This is a genomic window from Campylobacter sp. CN_NE2, from assembly GCF_027797465.1.
In the GTDB taxonomy this organism is placed as follows: Bacteria; Campylobacterota; Campylobacteria; order Campylobacterales; family Campylobacteraceae; genus Campylobacter_B.
In genome coordinates, this window is the sequence record NZ_CP115608.1 from 1,329,364 (window position 1) to 1,343,856 (window position 14,493).

The following is a 14,493-nucleotide window of genomic DNA, read 5'->3' on the forward strand; positions in this document are numbered from 1 at the left end:
ATAAACATATAAATTTGGTGGGCAAGGATACCCACCCTACGGTCCTTAAATAAAAATTCACCTGCAACCACCGAACCAACTATCACCGTGCGTGCAATCAGATTTTTTAGATTGAGTTTGTTTCTTCGAGGCTGTTTTCTTTTGAGTCACTTTTTTTTGACCTAGTTTCTTTTTCAATTGCTCATTCTCATATTTTAGTTTATCGTTTTCTTCCATTAGCTGATCAACAGCCTCTCGCCATTTTGCACTATTTTCTGCAAGTTGTGCTTCGCAACTATCTGCCATAGCAAATGAAGCAGAACCCATTAATAAGCCTAATGCTAAACCAACTTTTACAAAACTTTTTGTCATTTTTGACTCCTTGTAGAAAATTTTATAAAAAATTATCCATAATTTTACCCCCCCCCCCCCCTAATAAAAACTTAAATTTTCAATTTTTTTTGAAAAAAATGAAAAATTTGATGATTTTTTCTAAATTTTGATAAAAAAATAGAGAATTTAAAAAATATTTTGTGTTTTTTTGTCAAAGAAGTTTATGAAATAGATTTAAAACGAATTCTCTCAATAGGTTTTTCGATGAATTTATAAGCTAAAAGTCCGAATAAAAATGAAGAAATAATCATAAAAGTTATGTTTAGTTCATCAAATTTCCACATACAGATACAATAAAACAGTGCGTGGTTTAAAAATATGTGATAGCTTAAAGCCCCGCAAACGCTATTAAATTTGGCTTTAAATTTGATTTGTGATAGCTCATAAACAAGCGGAATGCCGACTAATACGGCAAAAGGTAATTCAAAAGAAACAGCATCACAATAATATATATTTACAATAAGTTCTATAAACAATATAGCCCACCAAATTCTAAGTTCTTTTAGTTTCTTTTCTCTGATTAATTTGCCTATATAAAAAACAAAAAACACTCCCCAAAAATATCTATAATCCCACATATAAATCATTTCATTATCTATAAGCACCAAATTTGATATAGTGAAAATAATAAATGAAATAATGGCTAAAATTTTCATAAATTTCTCTTTTTTCAGGGCAAATAAAAGCGCAAAGATAAAATAAATTTGGACTTCAAGAGCTAATGAAAAAGCAGGCGGTAAAATTATATCACTCTTATCATTGACTACACTTACTACTCCAATATCAAATATTAGATTGTAATTTAACGGAATAAGCGTAAAATGTGCGAGTGTCCTTAATAAGGTTGTTCTAAATTCCCAAAAACCACTAAAATAAAAAAATAAAAATGCTAAACTTATATAAAGGAAAAACACAGGATAAATGCGTAAAAATCTATCTTTAAGATATTCTTTTGGAGAGTATAAATTTAGTAATTTTGTGCTAACAGAACCTGCTAAAATATAAAAAATAAATACACAAAATGGACCAAAATTTATCAATGGTTTATCAAGTATGTGATGAAACATTACACCACAAGCTAAAATAAGTCGCAAATATCCTATCATTTTTTAAAAATCCTTTGTGAAATGTTACTTTTTGAAACTTAAAAATTATTTATATTAAAGTTGCTAACAAGTTTAAAATTTCGGCGCAGTATCTAAGATTGCGTTAGCGTGAAATTTTAAATTTTAAAAGAAATTTGACCCAAAATAGCACTTTTACAAAATTTAGCAATATTTATTTTATGAGTTATAGTAAAATTAATAAATTTTTTTGATTATCAAGGAATAAAATGAGAATTTTGCTTTCGTTTTTGGCATTTTGTGGTTTGGTTTTTGGCTTGGAAGTGGGCGAGTTAAATCTCAAAACCGACAACATAAGCGGTAAATTTAACGAAGAGATGATTTTGGGCGGATTTGACGAGCCGATTAAAAGTAGTGGCGAGTTTGAAATAAAAAACAAAGAGCTTATTTGGCATATAAAAGAACCGCTCGAAAGTAGCGTTAAAATCGCACAAAATGGCATTTTTAGCCTAGAAAACGGCAAATGGGAACTGCAAAAAAACTCACTCATGGATAAAGAGCTTTTTTTGGCGATTTTTTCTTTGGATTTTGGCGTTTTGCAAAAAGATTTTGACATTTCGCTAAGTGGCGAAAGTGGCGCATGGGAGCTAAATTTAAGCCCAAAAGGGACGCTTTTTAAAGAAATTTTTAAAAACATTATCATAAAAGGTGGCGAAATGGTGCGAGAAATCGCCATTACTAACGCGCAGGGCGATGAAACAAGGACTTTGTTTAGCGATGTTAAATAAAGCCGTTTTTGCCATAACTTTTGCCATAATGAGCGTTTTTATCGCTTTGAATTTGGGCAAAATAAATTCCGATATTTACGGCTTAATCGGGTTCGATAAAGAAAGCAAGGAAATTTTTACCAACCTAAATAATAGTTTAAGAGATGAGATAATTTTTGCTTCAAATGATAAAATGAAATTTGAAAATTTTATCGCAGAGTGCGAAAATAGCGGGATTTTTAGCGAAATTTTATATAAGATAAATTCGATAAAAGATTATCAAAAAGAGCTTGAAATTTACAAAATCGCACTTTTGGACGATGAGAGCGTAAATTTACTCGAAAACGATGCTACTGCCTTTTTTGCGCGAAGTCAGGCGGATTTTTTCAATAAATTTAAGCCGTTAAGTGCTTCGCAGGATTTTTTTTCATTGACTCTTCACTCAGAGATTTTAAAAGGCGGCGGCGGGATTAAATTTGATATGAGTGAAAATCGATTTTACGGCGAGATCGAAAGCCAAAAATATTATTTTGCCAAAGCAAAATTAGAGCAAATTTATGATGAAAATGTGCTTTTAAATTTAACCCAAATCGCAAAAAATAGCGAAATTCTTATAAGCGGCGGTGCGATTTACTCGGCACTTGGGAAAAATTCGGCTAAATTTGAAAGTGCGTTTATGGGAAGTTTTTCGCTGATAATCTGCGCTATTTTGCTATTTTTGGCTTTTAAAAACGCTAGAATTTTTGCCGTTACTGGCGTAGTGGCTTTTGGGCTAGTTAGCGGGGTGTTTGCGTTATTTTTGTTTTTTGAGAGCGTTCATAGCATAAGCGTGGTGATTTCGACTAGCTTAATCGGACTAATGCTCGATTTTAGCGCACATTGGCTTGGCTCAAATGCAAATTCGCTGGTAAAAAAACAGAGCATAAAAGATATGAAAAAAATCTTTTTGTTAGGCTTTTTTATTACCGCTGGGGGATACGCTGTATTTTTGTTTTCGTCGTTTGATTTGCTTTTGCAAATTGCGGTGTTTGCGATATTTGCGCTTTTGGGAGCGTTTTTATTTTCTTATTTTATGTTGCCTGAAATTTTTGATAATTGCGAATTCAAAAGCTCTAAAATTTGGGATAAATTTTTGCAAATTTTGATTAAATTCTCTGCTAAATTTAAATTCGTAAATTTGAAATTTAATCTTGTTTGCATAGCGATTTTAACGCTATTTTTGTATAATTTTGCCGTTTTTAAAGACGACATTAGCGAGTATTCTAGTATGGATAAAACGCTTTTGCAAATGAGCGCTAAACTATCCACGCTAAGCTCTCAAAGTTATGATTTGGCGGTTTTAGATAGTGGCTCAAATGTGCCAAATACGCTTCTTTCTAACGAAATCATCGGCTCGTATTTGAGTGCGGAAAAATTTATCCAAAGCCCAAAAACGCAAGAAAAAATAATTCAAATTTTTGCAAATTCCAATGCAGATTTGATGAAAGGCATAAATCCAAATTTGGTTCAAAAAGAGCTTGACAAACTCGCAAATTCGCAGGTCTTCACGCAAAATGAAGTTTTAAATTCATCGCTTTTTTTAAATTTAAAAAATTTGCAAATAGATGATAAAAATATCGTTTTTTTATACGATATAAAAGATAAAATCGCATTAAAAAATGCCATTTTAGCAGGTGGCGGAGCGTATTTAAGCTTCAAAGATAGCGCAAATTCGGCATTTTTAAACATTAAGATAAATGCGATTTACCTTAAAATCATCGCTTACGCCTTAGCCTTTGCGCTTTTGTGTTATTTTTTCGGATTAAAAATCAGTGCAAATATCGTCACGGCGGTATTTTTATCAAATTTAATAACACTTTTTATCCTTAGTATTTTTGGTTTTTCTATCAATATTTTTGTGATTTTTGGGCTAATTTTAGCGGGGGCTGTGGGGGTTGATTATATGATTTTTGCGTTAAATTCGCACCTTCAAACAGCCAAAAAAACCTTTGGCATAAGCGTTGCGGCTCTTACTAGCATGGTTTCATTTTTTGCTCTTAGTTTTAGTGGGACTGCGGCGGTAGCGGTTTTTGGGCTAAGTGTGGCGATAAACATCGCGATTTGTGCGTTTTTAGCAGGAATTTACGCCAATAAATTCACTGCCTAAATGCCACTCCAAGTCCGATTTTATCGACATGGCGGTTGTAGTCCGCTAGGCTTTCGCCGTATCCGCTAAAATACTGCAAATAGCCGTAAAATCCGCTATTAAATATCGGAAAAAACCAATCAAACTGCACAGCGCCTTTATTATCAGCGTTAAATTTAAGATTATTTCTAAGTTTTAAAGCAAAGTTTTGTCTAGCGTAATCATAGCTAAGTTTTAGCTCGCCATGTCCCATATATCGGCGTATGTCGTCGTTTGTGGCGTCAAAATAAAAGCTATGCCAAATGCGTGGCGTTATGCTAAGGTTACCAAAATTTAGCGAAGTCTCAGCGTAAGCCTTATTCCACGAGCGAGAATTTGCCCCGTCCTTGCCGTTTGATTCGTGCATTAGCCCAAATTTTGCATACTCTATGAAATCAAATGATGAAATCGGTATTTGCATGAAAATTTCGGGCTGATAGTTGCTCTCGCGAAACGGCATAGAATCTTGCGTTACTTGCCACCACGAAGTTTGCGTGTATGCAAGTGAAATTTTTTCATTAAGCCCGAAAAAATCGTAAAGCATAGGGCGTTCAAGGCTAAAACTAAATTTTAGTTCGTTTCTTTTGCGATCTTCTTTGCTCTTAAAATCGTGCGTCCAAAGCACATAAATCGGCTCGTAAGCTTTAAGCCCCAAAAATAGCTCGTTTTGCTCTGAATTTGTAGAATTTTCGGAGATATTTTGCAAATTTAAATTTTCCGAATTTGGTGAATTTTCCACGATACTTTGCGGATTTAAATTTGACGAATTTTGTGAATTTTGAGTAGTTTGAATTTGCGAATTTTGCTCTAAATTTAGCGATATTTCGGCGATTTTTTTATAAATTTGCATTGCGTTTTGTATTTCGCCATTTTTTTCAAATTCGTTTGCTTTTTGATAAAGTTCAAGCAAATTTTCATTTGCACTCAAAATACAAAATATCGCCAAAAGCCCAAAAATAGCCTTTTTCATCAAATTTCCTTTTTTAAAAGCAAGACCGCTTTTTCGTAATCAGATTTATCATTTATGTTGTGAAATTGCGTAGAATTATCAAATTTGAGTGCTTTAAATTTAACCCAGCTGAATAAATTTGCGATTTTATGATTATTTCTTTTGTAAAATTTAAGTGCAGTTGCGGCGACAGAAGTATCAAAAAAACCGCATAAATTATGCTGTTTAAATTTATCACTAGCTACGCAAATATCGCAGTTTCCCATATTTTCATAAAGCTCGTAAATAGTAGAAATTTCCACAAACGGCATATCGCAGGGGATTATAAAAACCTTGTCATTTTTAAAATTTTTTAAAATGCTATAAACCGCCCCCATTGGCGAAAATTCACTAAATTCGTCCGTTAAAACAGGAAGCGGCGGGTCGAATTTTTGCGACTTTGCCGAGATAAAAACGCTCTTAAAAATCTCGCTCATTTTGGCAAACTGAAAGTGCGTCAAATCGCCAAATTCGCCAAATTCCATAAGCGTTTTATCCTGCCCCATACGAGAGCTTTTTCCGCCACATAAAATCACGCAAACAGGGAGCTTATTCATTGTTATGATTTTTACCGAGTTATATTTATGTCTATTGCTAATGGTTTTTCTATTGTTTTATTAGAAATATTATTGCAAATGTAATATATTGCTGAGCCAACAAATATGATACTAAAAAATATAACAAATGCGAAAAACGGTGCTTTAAAAGAAAATTTCTTATTGTTTAATTTTAAGATAAACCAAAATAAAGAAAAAATAATTGTGCCAATAAAAATAGCAATTACACTAATTATCATGAGTAATATAGAAAAATCAAATTTTCCAATATTGCTTAATATTTGATTTGAAAATCCAATACCACTTGTAAATGAAATTATAATTGCACTAAAAATACCAAGAATTGTTACATGGTTTGTTTTTGAAATTTCTAAATTTTTATTTAATTTTTCTGCTTCTTTGTTTAAATTACTAGTTTCTGTTTTTAATTTTTCTGCTTCTCTGTTCAGCTTGCTAGTTTCTGTTTCTATTTTTTTTATATCGCTACCATATTTTTTCGATATGTATTCATGTCTAATTATTTCCAAATCAATATGGTCTTTTAATTTGAATATTTTTTTTATTTCATCTTTATTTTTATTATTATCATCTTTTTGTATGGCTTCTATGATTTTTTCAATATTACTGGTAATTATAGATAAATTTTCAAATTTTTCTTCTTTATCTTGTTTAACTAAATTTATCAAAAATTGACTTATATCTGCGTAACTATGTCTAAAAGTATTATCTTTATATATTTCAAATATTTCAGCGATTTTCTTTTCAATATCACTTTCGGCTATAATTTCTTTTGAAATGGATTCTATAAATTTTATTAGCTTTGTTTGTTTTGATAAATTTTCGTTTTGTTGAGTTGATTTTAAAATATCTTTCTGAAAATTATCTGGTTTTATCATAGTTATTGCTTAGGAAAAAAAATTAAAGCATCTTTTTTAATATCTTCATAACTAATTTCAGCTCTTTTATAGGGATTATTTATATCAAAAGTTTTATCCCAAGCACCACCTTTATAATGGCTATAATCAACTAGTGTCCACACATTAGCTTTGTATAGCATAACAAGTACATTTTTTGTCTCTTCATCTAGCATTTCTCTTGTTTTATTATAAAAGGTTTCATCGTTTTCAAGATAAATTCTATTAGAACCATTTATAGAATATTCATCGTAAATTTCTCTAATTACTGGTCCAAATTGCCAAGCTTCAAAAGACTCATCAATTAAATTTGTATCATTTTTTGAAATATAAAACATGTTTGTGAAATAAAGGACTTTTTGCAATTGTAGATTGCTTACTGGATAACCAATTTTAGCCGAATCCAATATGATATATTTTGCCAAATCCAATGCTTTCATCTTCGCCATCCTTTATCCATTTCCTTTAAAAAGTGTAAAACACAAGAATATAATATCACATTTTTTTTGATATTTATATTAAAATGTGATATTATTATAAATTTTTCTTAAATTTTATAAATCTCTTGGATCGACGATTTTTCCTGCGATTGCAGACGCTGCCACGACGGCAGAATTCGCTAAATAAACTTCGCTTGTGCGATCGCCCATGCGACCGACGAAGTTGCGATTTGTCGTGCTTATACAGCGTTCGTGTTCGCCTAAAATCCCCATATATCCGCCCAAACACGCTCCACAGGTCGGGTTACTCACCACCGCTCCTGCGTCGATGAAAATATCCATTAGCCCTTCCGCCCACGCTGCACGGGCGATTTTTTGCGTTGCAGGTGTGATGATAAGCCTTGTTTTTTTAGCGACCTTTTTGCCTTTTAAAATCCCAGCAGCAATTCGTAGGTCGCTTAGTCGCCCGTTTGTGCAACTTCCGATAAAAGCTTGATCTACTGCTAGGTCGTCTTTTACCGCTTCTCTCACGCTTTTGCCGTTGCTTGGCAAGAAAGGATAAGCAATAACCGGGTCTAAATTCGCCGTGTCGATTTCGATGATTTTATCGTATTTTGCGCCATCGTCTGAGTAGTGAAATTTTGGCTTGCTTCGTAGCGTTCGTCCTGCCAAAAATTCTTTTGTTATCTCATCACAGGCGACGATTCCGCTTTTAGCACCTGCTTCGATAGCCATATTGCAAAGTGAAAATCTGCTATCCATATCAAGGTATGAAATTGCTTCACCTGTGAATTCCAAAGCCTTATATAACGCACCATCAACGCCGATTTGGCGGATAACTTCAAGTATCAAATCCTTGCCGTAAATGTGTGCGCCCGGTTTGCCTTTGAAAACAACCTTTATGCTTTCTGGCACCTTAAACCAGTTTTTGCCCGTAATCATCGCATAAGCTAAATCCGTGCTTCCCATACCGGTAGAAAACGCCCCAAGTGCGCCGTGCGTGCAGGTATGCGAGTCGGCACCGATGATGACATCGCCGGGTACGACTAGCCCTTTTTCAGGCATTAGGGCGTGTTCTATTCCCATATCTTTTTCGTCAAAATAGTTTTTTAGGTTGTGTTTGTAGGCAAATTCGCGTGAAATTTTGGCTTGATTTGCGCTTAAAATGTCCTTTGTAGGAATATAGTGATCCATTACAATCGCAAAGCCGTCTGGATTTGCCAAAGCCTTTGCGCCGCTTAGCTCAAACTGCTTTATCGAAATCGGCGTTGTGATGTCGTTGCCGATGACCATATCGATTTTGCTCTCTACGATTTGCCCTGCACTGACCGCCTCGCCCACATGTTCGCTGAAAATTTTTTCTGTGATAGTTTGTTTCATAGTGATCCTTGAAAAATTTTTAGCTGATTTTACTGAATTTTTGCTAAAATAGCGTTTATGAAATACCAACACCTAATCCAAATTTGCGAATTTTTACAAAAATTTAAAACGCTTAGCCACATAAAGCGTGTCGGCGATAACCTTTTTAAGCTAAGCTTTGATAGTTATGAGCTGTTTTTTGATATGAATAAAACCGCTTGTAATATCCACAAAAACGGCAATTTCGTGGAAAATAAAATTTATAAAGCACCATTTGATGGGGTTTTAGCCAAACGGCTAGTGAAATCAAAAATCGTGCAAATAAGAGTCCCTGAAAATAACCGAATTTTGTATATCAAAACTGAGCTAAAAGCAAGTTACAAGGCGTTTATCTCAAATTTATATTTTGAATTTACGGGGCGTTTTACAAATGTGATAATAACTGATGAAAATAGCATCATACTCGAAGCGCTTAGGCATTTGGATAATGATATTAGAAGTATCCGTGTAGGGCGAGTTTTGGTGCCACTACCGCCAACTAAAATAAAAGAAAAAGAAGCTGAAAAAATAGAGAATTTCGATGAATTTTTTGTGAGCGAATTTGAAAAGCTAAATTCGCAAAATTTAGTCCAAACCAAAAATTCAAAATTAATGCAAATTGATAAAAAACTAGAAATTTTGCGTGAAAATTTAGCGTCCGTGCCAAAACCTGACGAGCTTTTGCGAGATGCCGAAAATTTGGCTTATCGTGGGCAAATTTTATCTGCGAATTTATATAATTTAAAAGATTATCAAAGGGAATTTTCTTTGCAAGATGAAAACGGCGAGAGCGTGGAATTTAATCTAGAAAATTCGCCAAAAATAGCGATGAACGAATTTTTTAATGGTGCCAAAAAAATGCGTCAAAAAGCCGCAAATTCGCATAAACAAAGCGAAAATTTAAACGAAAAAATCGAATTTTATGAAAATTTAAAAAATTTAATTACAAACGCAAAAACATGCGAAGAGCTTGAAATTTTGCTTCCAAAAAAGCGAATTAGCGCAAATTTAAAGGAAAAAAACGCCGAATTTGTGCAGAGCTTTTATATCGGTGAGTTTAAAATCAGCGTGGGCAAAAACGAGAAAGGCAATGAATTTTTGCTAAAAAACAGCGCAAAAAACGACTTTTGGTTTCATTTAAAAGATATTCCAAGTGCGCATGTCATCGTCCAAACAAACAAACAAAACCTAAATGATGAAATTTGCGAATTCGCAGCTAAAATTTGCGTGAATTTTAGCGTGAAAGAAGCAGGAAATTATCTTGTAGATTACACAAAACGCCTAAATGTAAGCCCCGTAAAAGGCTCGTTTGTGCATTATGTAAATTTCAAAACAATAGCCGTTTTAAAGCCCTAAATAAGCAAGTTTTTTATATAATTTTGCAAATTTTTAGGAGTGAAAATGAAAGAGAGATTGACAACGGGGCTTATTTTACTTGCGGTTTTTGTTGCTTTAATTTGGATAAATAGTTTTGTTTTAAATTTTTTGATTTTTGCGGCAATGCTTGTTTGTGCGTTCTTTGAGAGCGTAAAAATTTACAAATTAAAAAAAGAGAGCAAATATTTGGTTTTGGTTGCGCTTGGTTTTTTTGCCGTAATGCCGTTTTTGACGCTTGAAGAACCGTTTTCGGCTTCTATTAAATTAAGCGTTTTAATGGTCATCTCTGTCGCTTCGATTATAGCTTTTACCAAGTATCCGACGATGAAAATTTTACTTCCTTTCATCTACCCTTGTGTGCCGATTTTTATTATGTTTGGACTTTATAGCGATTTGGGAATTTTTTATTTTGTTTGGATGATTTTTATCGTTATTGCTAGTGATAGCGGTGCGTATTTTGTCGGAAAAGCGTTTGGGCGTATCGAATTTAGCAAAAGCTCCCCAAATAAAACGCTAGAAGGCGTTATCGGCGGATTTGTTTTTGCGCTTGTTGTAAGCTTTATTTATGCCAAAATTTTTACGAATTTAGAAGTCAAAGAGATTTTAGCTACTACTATCGTGGTTTCTGTTTTTGGCGTGTTTGGCGATTTGTTTGAAAGTTATTTAAAACGCAGAGCAAATGTCAAAGACAGCGGAACGATTTTCCCGGGTCATGGTGGAGTGCTAGACCGCATAGACGGATATATGTTTGGCGCGATTGCGATGTTTTTGATTTATTCTTGGTAAGATGATAGTTCTTGGCTCCACCGGCAGTATCGGGCGAAATTCGCTCGAACTTGCACGAAAATTCGGTATCAAAGTAGAAGCGTTAAGTTGTAATAAAAATTATAAATTACTAAACGCTCAAATCGCCGAATTCAAGCCAAAATTCGTCTGTATCGGCGATGAAAATTTAAAAAATTTAATCACTCACGATAAGGTTTTTTGCGGAGCGGACGGCATTTTAGAAATGCTTGAAATGTGTGAGAGCAAATTTGTCATAAACGCTCTTGTGGGTTTTGCCGGACTACGCCCAAGCATAAAAACGCAAAGTTTAGGCAAAACCTTAGCTCTTGCAAACAAAGAAAGCTTGGTTGTTGGGGGTAAATTTTTAAAAACAAAAGAGATTAGGGCGATTGATAGCGAACATTTTGGCTTGAAATTTTTGCTTGAAAATCCCACAAAAGTAGCAAATTTAATCATCACAGCAAGTGGCGGAGCATTTTATCAAACGCCCGTTAAAGCCCTAAATTCAGTAACGCCACAAATGGCACTAAAACACCCAAACTGGGATATGGGCGCAAAAATCACAATTGATAGCGCCACAATGGCAAACAAGCTTTTTGAAATTATCGAAGCGTATCATCTTTACGGCGTAAAAAGCGTCGAAGCCGTGATAGAATGCACTTCTATGGTTCATGCCTTAATAAATTTTATTGACGGCTCGACTACGGCGCATTTAAGCAGAGCCGATATGAAACTAGCCATTGCGTGGGCGATTTGTGGCAGAGTAAAAGAGCAAATTTTAAAGCCCCTAAATTTATGCGAGCTAGCAAAAATCAAATTTAAAAAAATCAGCCTAAAAAAATATCCGATTTTTTCGCTTAAAGATGAGTTGCTAAACAACCCTGATTTAGGCGTCATAATAAACGCTTCAAATGAAATTGGAGTTGAGAATTTTTTAAATTCAAAGTGTAAATTTACAGATATTTCAAAAATCGTTTTTAAAAGTTTGGATAAATTTGGTGAAGTTAAACCAAATTCAGTGCAAGAACTTTGCGAGATTGATAAAAAAGTGCGAGAATTCGCGAAAAATGAGTTAAAAGGAAACTAAATGTCGGAGCGATATGAGGGTTATAATTTTCGTCTAAAAGATTCACTTTTAGGCGTTCAGTTTTTATTTGTTGCGTTTGGTGCGCTTGTTTTAGTGCCGATTTTAACAGGACTTGATACAAATGTCGCGCTTTTTACGGCAGGGATTGGAACGCTTGTTTTTCAAATTTGCACTCGCAAACAAGTCGTGCCGATATTTTTGGCTAGTTCGTTTGCGTTTATTGCGCCCATTACTTTTAGCGTGTCGCATTGGGGTATGAGTGCGACCATGGGCGGACTTATGGCAGCCGGACTTTTGTATGTGATTTTGAGTTTTATCGTTCGTTTTAAAGGCGAAGGCTTTATCCATAAGCTCTTACCGCCTGTTGTCGTGGGTCCTGTTATCATGGCGATTGGTCTTATTTTAAGCCCGACAGCCGTAAATATGGCAACTGCAAAAGGCATAGAAGGCATTTCTGAGACCACTGCGCTCATAGTCGCTGGAATTTCGCTCGTTGCGACGATTATAGCCATAATGTTTGGAAAAGGCATTATTAAGCTTATTCCGATACTATCGGGCATTTTTGTGGGATACATAGCTTCGCTATTTTTTGGGATTGTTGATTTTTCGCCGATCGCAAAAGCTAGTTGGTTTTCTGTACCAAATTTCACGGCTCCTAGCTTTAATCTAAATGCGATTTTATATATGCTTCCAATCGCAATCGCCCCTACAATCGAGCATATCGGCGATATTTTAGCAATCAGTAATGTTACAAAAGAAAATTTTCTAAAAAATCCGGGGCTAAAAAACACGCTCTTAGGCGATGGTTTAGCGACAACGGCGGCTGCGTGTTTTGGCGGTCCGCCAAATACCACTTATAGTGAAGTAACGGGCGCGGTTCGTCTAACAAAAGCTTTTAATCCTGCCATTATGACTTGGACTGCTATAACTGCGATTTTGTTGGCTTTTGTCGGTAAAATCGGCGCATTTATCGCTACAATTCCTGTTCCGGTAATCGGCGGAATTATGATTTTGTTGTTTGGTATTATCGCTTCTGTGGGTATGGAATCGATGATAAAAGCCAAAGTCGATTTGGCAAATCCGCGAAATATGGTAATCATCTCGCTTATTTTAGTTGTTTCCATAGGTGGGCTAGTTTTGGATTTTTCTTATGCCAAATTTAGCGGAATTGGTCTAGGGGCGATTGTCGGCGTGGTTTTAAATTTAGTCTTGCCAAAAACCGAAAAATTGCAAGATTTAGACTACGAGCAACTAAAAGGCGAAGAAGAAAAATGATTTTAGGGATTGAGAGCAGCTGCGATGATAGTTCGGTTGCTCTTTTGGATTCGGCAAATTTAAAGCTAATTTATCATAAAAAAATTTCGCAAGAGTGCGAACACTCCAAATTTGGCGGAGTTGTGCCCGAACTGGCTGCAAGGCTTCATACGGCGGCACTTCCTGCACTTTTGGACGAAATTAAACCATATTTTTCGCAAATAAAAGCAATCGCCGTTACAAACGAACCGGGGCTTTCGGTGAGTTTAGTCGGCGGCGTTAGCATGGCAAAAGCCCTTGCTATCGCTCTTAGAGTGCCACTTATCGGCGTAAATCACCTTGTAGGGCATATTTATTCGCTTTTTATCGAAAGCAAGGCTGTTTTTCCGCTTGGCGTTTTGCTCGTTAGCGGCGGACATACGCTTGTTTTAAATATCGATAAATTCGGCAAAGCCACGATTTTAGCGACCACTACCGATGATAGTTTTGGCGAAAGTTTTGATAAGGTTGCTAAGATGATGAATTTAGGCTACCCGGGCGGGGCTACTATTGAAAAATTAGCCAAATTTGGCGATGAAAATAGATTTGAATTTACAATTCCTATTAAAGATAAAAATCGCCTAGAATACAGCTTTTCAGGGCTTAAAAATCAAATTCGCACCCAAATAGAAAAACTAAAACAAAATGCAAATTTAGACAAAATTCAAAGCGAAAATTTACCAAATTTAGCTGAAATTTTGGGTTTTTCGCCGAATTTAGAGCTAAATTTAGCTGATATTTGCGATATTTCGGCGAGTTTTGAAAAAACGGCGATTTTGCATATTATGGATAAATTAAAATTAATTTTTAAAGAGCATAAATTTGCAAATTTTGCCGTTGTGGGCGGGGCTAGTGCGAATTTATTTTTACGCAAAGAGATTGAGAATTTATGTCAAATTCATAGCTCAAATTTACTTCTTGCACCTTTGAAATTTTGTTCTGATAATGCTGCTATGATTGCTCGTGCTGGGTTAGCGAAATTTAAACGGGGCGAATTTAGCCAGTATAATACCTTGCAAATCAACCCAACCTGCGACTTTGAGAATTTGAATTTGTAATAGAGTTCAGCCTAGCTTTGCCGAGAGTTTGCAAATTTCTCCTTCGATAGGCGACTAGCCTTATCTCAGTCGAAATTTGCTTCACAACTCGACAAATCGTCGGCATAAGTTGTTTAGTTGAAATTGAGTTTAGCCTAGCTTTTTCGCGTGTCAAACTCGGACAGACGAATTTAGTCTAGTCCATCGTTTGCCACGCAAAAAATCGTCGGCATTTGTTATTCAAATTTG

At 35.0% G+C, this 14,493-nt stretch carries 14 protein-coding genes; 7 read left to right on the forward strand and 7 right to left on the reverse strand.

The genetic code is table 11. From position 1 onward, the window contains the following. Positions 1-57 precede the first annotated feature (57 nt). Both PF028_RS06710 and PF028_RS06715 read right to left on the reverse strand, forming a co-directional pair. Positions 58-351 carry a hypothetical protein gene (locus PF028_RS06710; RefSeq protein ID WP_270866825.1) on the reverse strand — a complete coding sequence of 98 codons (294 nt, stop codon included), beginning with the start codon at positions 349-351 and terminating at the stop codon, positions 58-60. A 182-nt stretch (positions 352-533) separates the two neighbouring features. Next, positions 534-1,478, reverse strand: coding sequence for an acyltransferase family protein (locus tag PF028_RS06715; protein WP_270860430.1), 945 nt, complete (start codon positions 1,476-1,478; stop codon positions 534-536). A 227-nt stretch (positions 1,479-1,705) separates the two neighbouring features. On the opposite strand from PF028_RS06715, the gene PF028_RS06720 reads away from it, so the two are divergent. After that, the gene (locus tag PF028_RS06720) at positions 1,706-2,224 is read left to right on the forward strand and encodes a LolA family protein (RefSeq protein WP_270860431.1); all 519 of its coding nucleotides are present in this window, start codon (positions 1,706-1,708) and stop codon (positions 2,222-2,224) included. Further along, positions 2,190-4,349 carry a hypothetical protein gene (locus PF028_RS06725; RefSeq protein WP_270860432.1) on the forward strand — a complete coding sequence of 720 codons (2,160 nt, stop codon included), beginning with the start codon at positions 2,190-2,192 and terminating at the stop codon, positions 4,347-4,349. Before PF028_RS06720 ends, PF028_RS06725 begins: the two co-directional genes overlap by 35 nt. Here the strand turns inward: PF028_RS06725 and PF028_RS06730 are convergent. From PF028_RS06730 to PF028_RS06750, 5 genes are all read right to left on the reverse strand, one after another. After that, positions 4,339-5,337: a phospholipase A gene (locus PF028_RS06730; protein WP_270860433.1), complete on the reverse strand. Its 999-nt coding sequence runs from the start codon at positions 5,335-5,337 to the stop codon at positions 4,339-4,341. The two genes, PF028_RS06725 and PF028_RS06730, sit on opposite strands and share 11 nt — an antisense overlap. Then, a complete protein-coding gene (locus PF028_RS06735) occupies positions 5,337-5,912 on the reverse strand; it encodes a molybdenum cofactor guanylyltransferase (protein WP_270860434.1) in 576 nt (191 codons plus the stop codon). Before PF028_RS06735 ends, PF028_RS06730 begins: the two co-directional genes overlap by 1 nt. Before the next feature lie 11 nt (positions 5,913-5,923). Continuing rightward, positions 5,924-6,808 (reverse strand): hypothetical protein, encoded by an 885-nt coding sequence (locus tag PF028_RS06740; RefSeq protein ID WP_270860435.1) that lies wholly within the window; start codon positions 6,806-6,808, stop codon positions 5,924-5,926. A 2-nt stretch (positions 6,809-6,810) separates the two neighbouring features. Beyond that, positions 6,811-7,266, reverse strand: a complete 456-nt coding sequence (locus tag PF028_RS06745) for a Panacea domain-containing protein (RefSeq protein ID WP_270860436.1) — start codon at positions 7,264-7,266, stop codon at positions 6,811-6,813. 114 nt (positions 7,267-7,380) lie between these two features. Beyond that, complete coding sequence (locus tag PF028_RS06750; RefSeq protein ID WP_270860437.1) at positions 7,381-8,646, reverse strand: 3-isopropylmalate dehydratase large subunit; 1,266 nt, start codon at positions 8,644-8,646, stop codon at positions 7,381-7,383. 57 nt (positions 8,647-8,703) lie between these two features. On the opposite strand from PF028_RS06750, the gene PF028_RS06755 reads away from it, so the two are divergent. Genes PF028_RS06755 through tsaD form a run of 5 tightly spaced genes read left to right on the forward strand, consistent with a single transcriptional unit; the run spans position 8,704 to position 14,265 of the window. Then, the gene (locus tag PF028_RS06755) at positions 8,704-10,020 is read left to right on the forward strand and encodes an NFACT RNA binding domain-containing protein (protein WP_270860438.1); all 1,317 of its coding nucleotides are present in this window, start codon (positions 8,704-8,706) and stop codon (positions 10,018-10,020) included. A 45-nt stretch (positions 10,021-10,065) separates the two neighbouring features. Beyond that, entirely contained in the window at positions 10,066-10,827 is a 762-nt protein-coding gene (locus PF028_RS06760; protein WP_270860439.1) for a phosphatidate cytidylyltransferase, read from the forward strand. Between the two features lies 1 nt (position 10,828). Continuing rightward, complete coding sequence (gene dxr, locus PF028_RS06765; protein WP_270860440.1) at positions 10,829-11,914, forward strand: 1-deoxy-D-xylulose-5-phosphate reductoisomerase; 1,086 nt, start codon at positions 10,829-10,831, stop codon at positions 11,912-11,914. Then, complete coding sequence (locus PF028_RS06770) at positions 11,915-13,189, forward strand: uracil-xanthine permease family protein (protein ID WP_270860441.1); 1,275 nt, start codon at positions 11,915-11,917, stop codon at positions 13,187-13,189. Next, on the forward strand, positions 13,186-14,265 hold the full coding sequence (gene tsaD / locus PF028_RS06775) for a tRNA (adenosine(37)-N6)-threonylcarbamoyltransferase complex transferase subunit TsaD (protein WP_270860442.1): 1,080 nt from the start codon (positions 13,186-13,188) through the stop codon (positions 14,263-14,265). The genes PF028_RS06770 and tsaD overlap by 4 nt, the downstream gene beginning before the upstream one ends. Positions 14,266-14,493: the final 228 nt, after the last annotated feature.

Excerpts from the sequence above, each read along its gene's own strand:
- PF028_RS06710 (WP_270866825.1), bottom strand. The coding sequence starts at position 351 with ATGACAAAAAGTTTTGTAAAAGTTGGTTTAGCATTAGGCTTATTAATG.
- PF028_RS06715 (WP_270860430.1), bottom strand. The coding sequence starts at position 1,478 with ATGATAGGATATTTGCGACTTATTTTAGCTTGTGGTGTAATGTTTCAT.
- PF028_RS06720 (WP_270860431.1), top strand. The coding sequence starts at position 1,706 with ATGAGAATTTTGCTTTCGTTTTTGGCATTTTGTGGTTTGGTTTTTGGC.
- PF028_RS06725 (WP_270860432.1), top strand. The coding sequence starts at position 2,190 with ATGAAACAAGGACTTTGTTTAGCGATGTTAAATAAAGCCGTTTTTGCC.
- PF028_RS06730 (WP_270860433.1), bottom strand. The coding sequence starts at position 5,337 with ATGAAAAAGGCTATTTTTGGGCTTTTGGCGATATTTTGTATTTTGAGT.
- PF028_RS06735 (WP_270860434.1), bottom strand. The coding sequence starts at position 5,912 with ATGAATAAGCTCCCTGTTTGCGTGATTTTATGTGGCGGAAAAAGCTCT.
- PF028_RS06740 (WP_270860435.1), bottom strand. The coding sequence starts at position 6,808 with ATGATAAAACCAGATAATTTTCAGAAAGATATTTTAAAATCAACTCAA.
- PF028_RS06745 (WP_270860436.1), bottom strand. The coding sequence starts at position 7,266 with ATGAAAGCATTGGATTTGGCAAAATATATCATATTGGATTCGGCTAAA.
- PF028_RS06750 (WP_270860437.1), bottom strand. The coding sequence starts at position 8,646 with ATGAAACAAACTATCACAGAAAAAATTTTCAGCGAACATGTGGGCGAG.
- PF028_RS06755 (WP_270860438.1), top strand. The coding sequence starts at position 8,704 with ATGAAATACCAACACCTAATCCAAATTTGCGAATTTTTACAAAAATTT.
- PF028_RS06760 (WP_270860439.1), top strand. The coding sequence starts at position 10,066 with ATGAAAGAGAGATTGACAACGGGGCTTATTTTACTTGCGGTTTTTGTT.
- dxr (WP_270860440.1), top strand. The coding sequence starts at position 10,829 with ATGATAGTTCTTGGCTCCACCGGCAGTATCGGGCGAAATTCGCTCGAA.
- PF028_RS06770 (WP_270860441.1), top strand. The coding sequence starts at position 11,915 with ATGTCGGAGCGATATGAGGGTTATAATTTTCGTCTAAAAGATTCACTT.
- tsaD (WP_270860442.1), top strand. The coding sequence starts at position 13,186 with ATGATTTTAGGGATTGAGAGCAGCTGCGATGATAGTTCGGTTGCTCTT.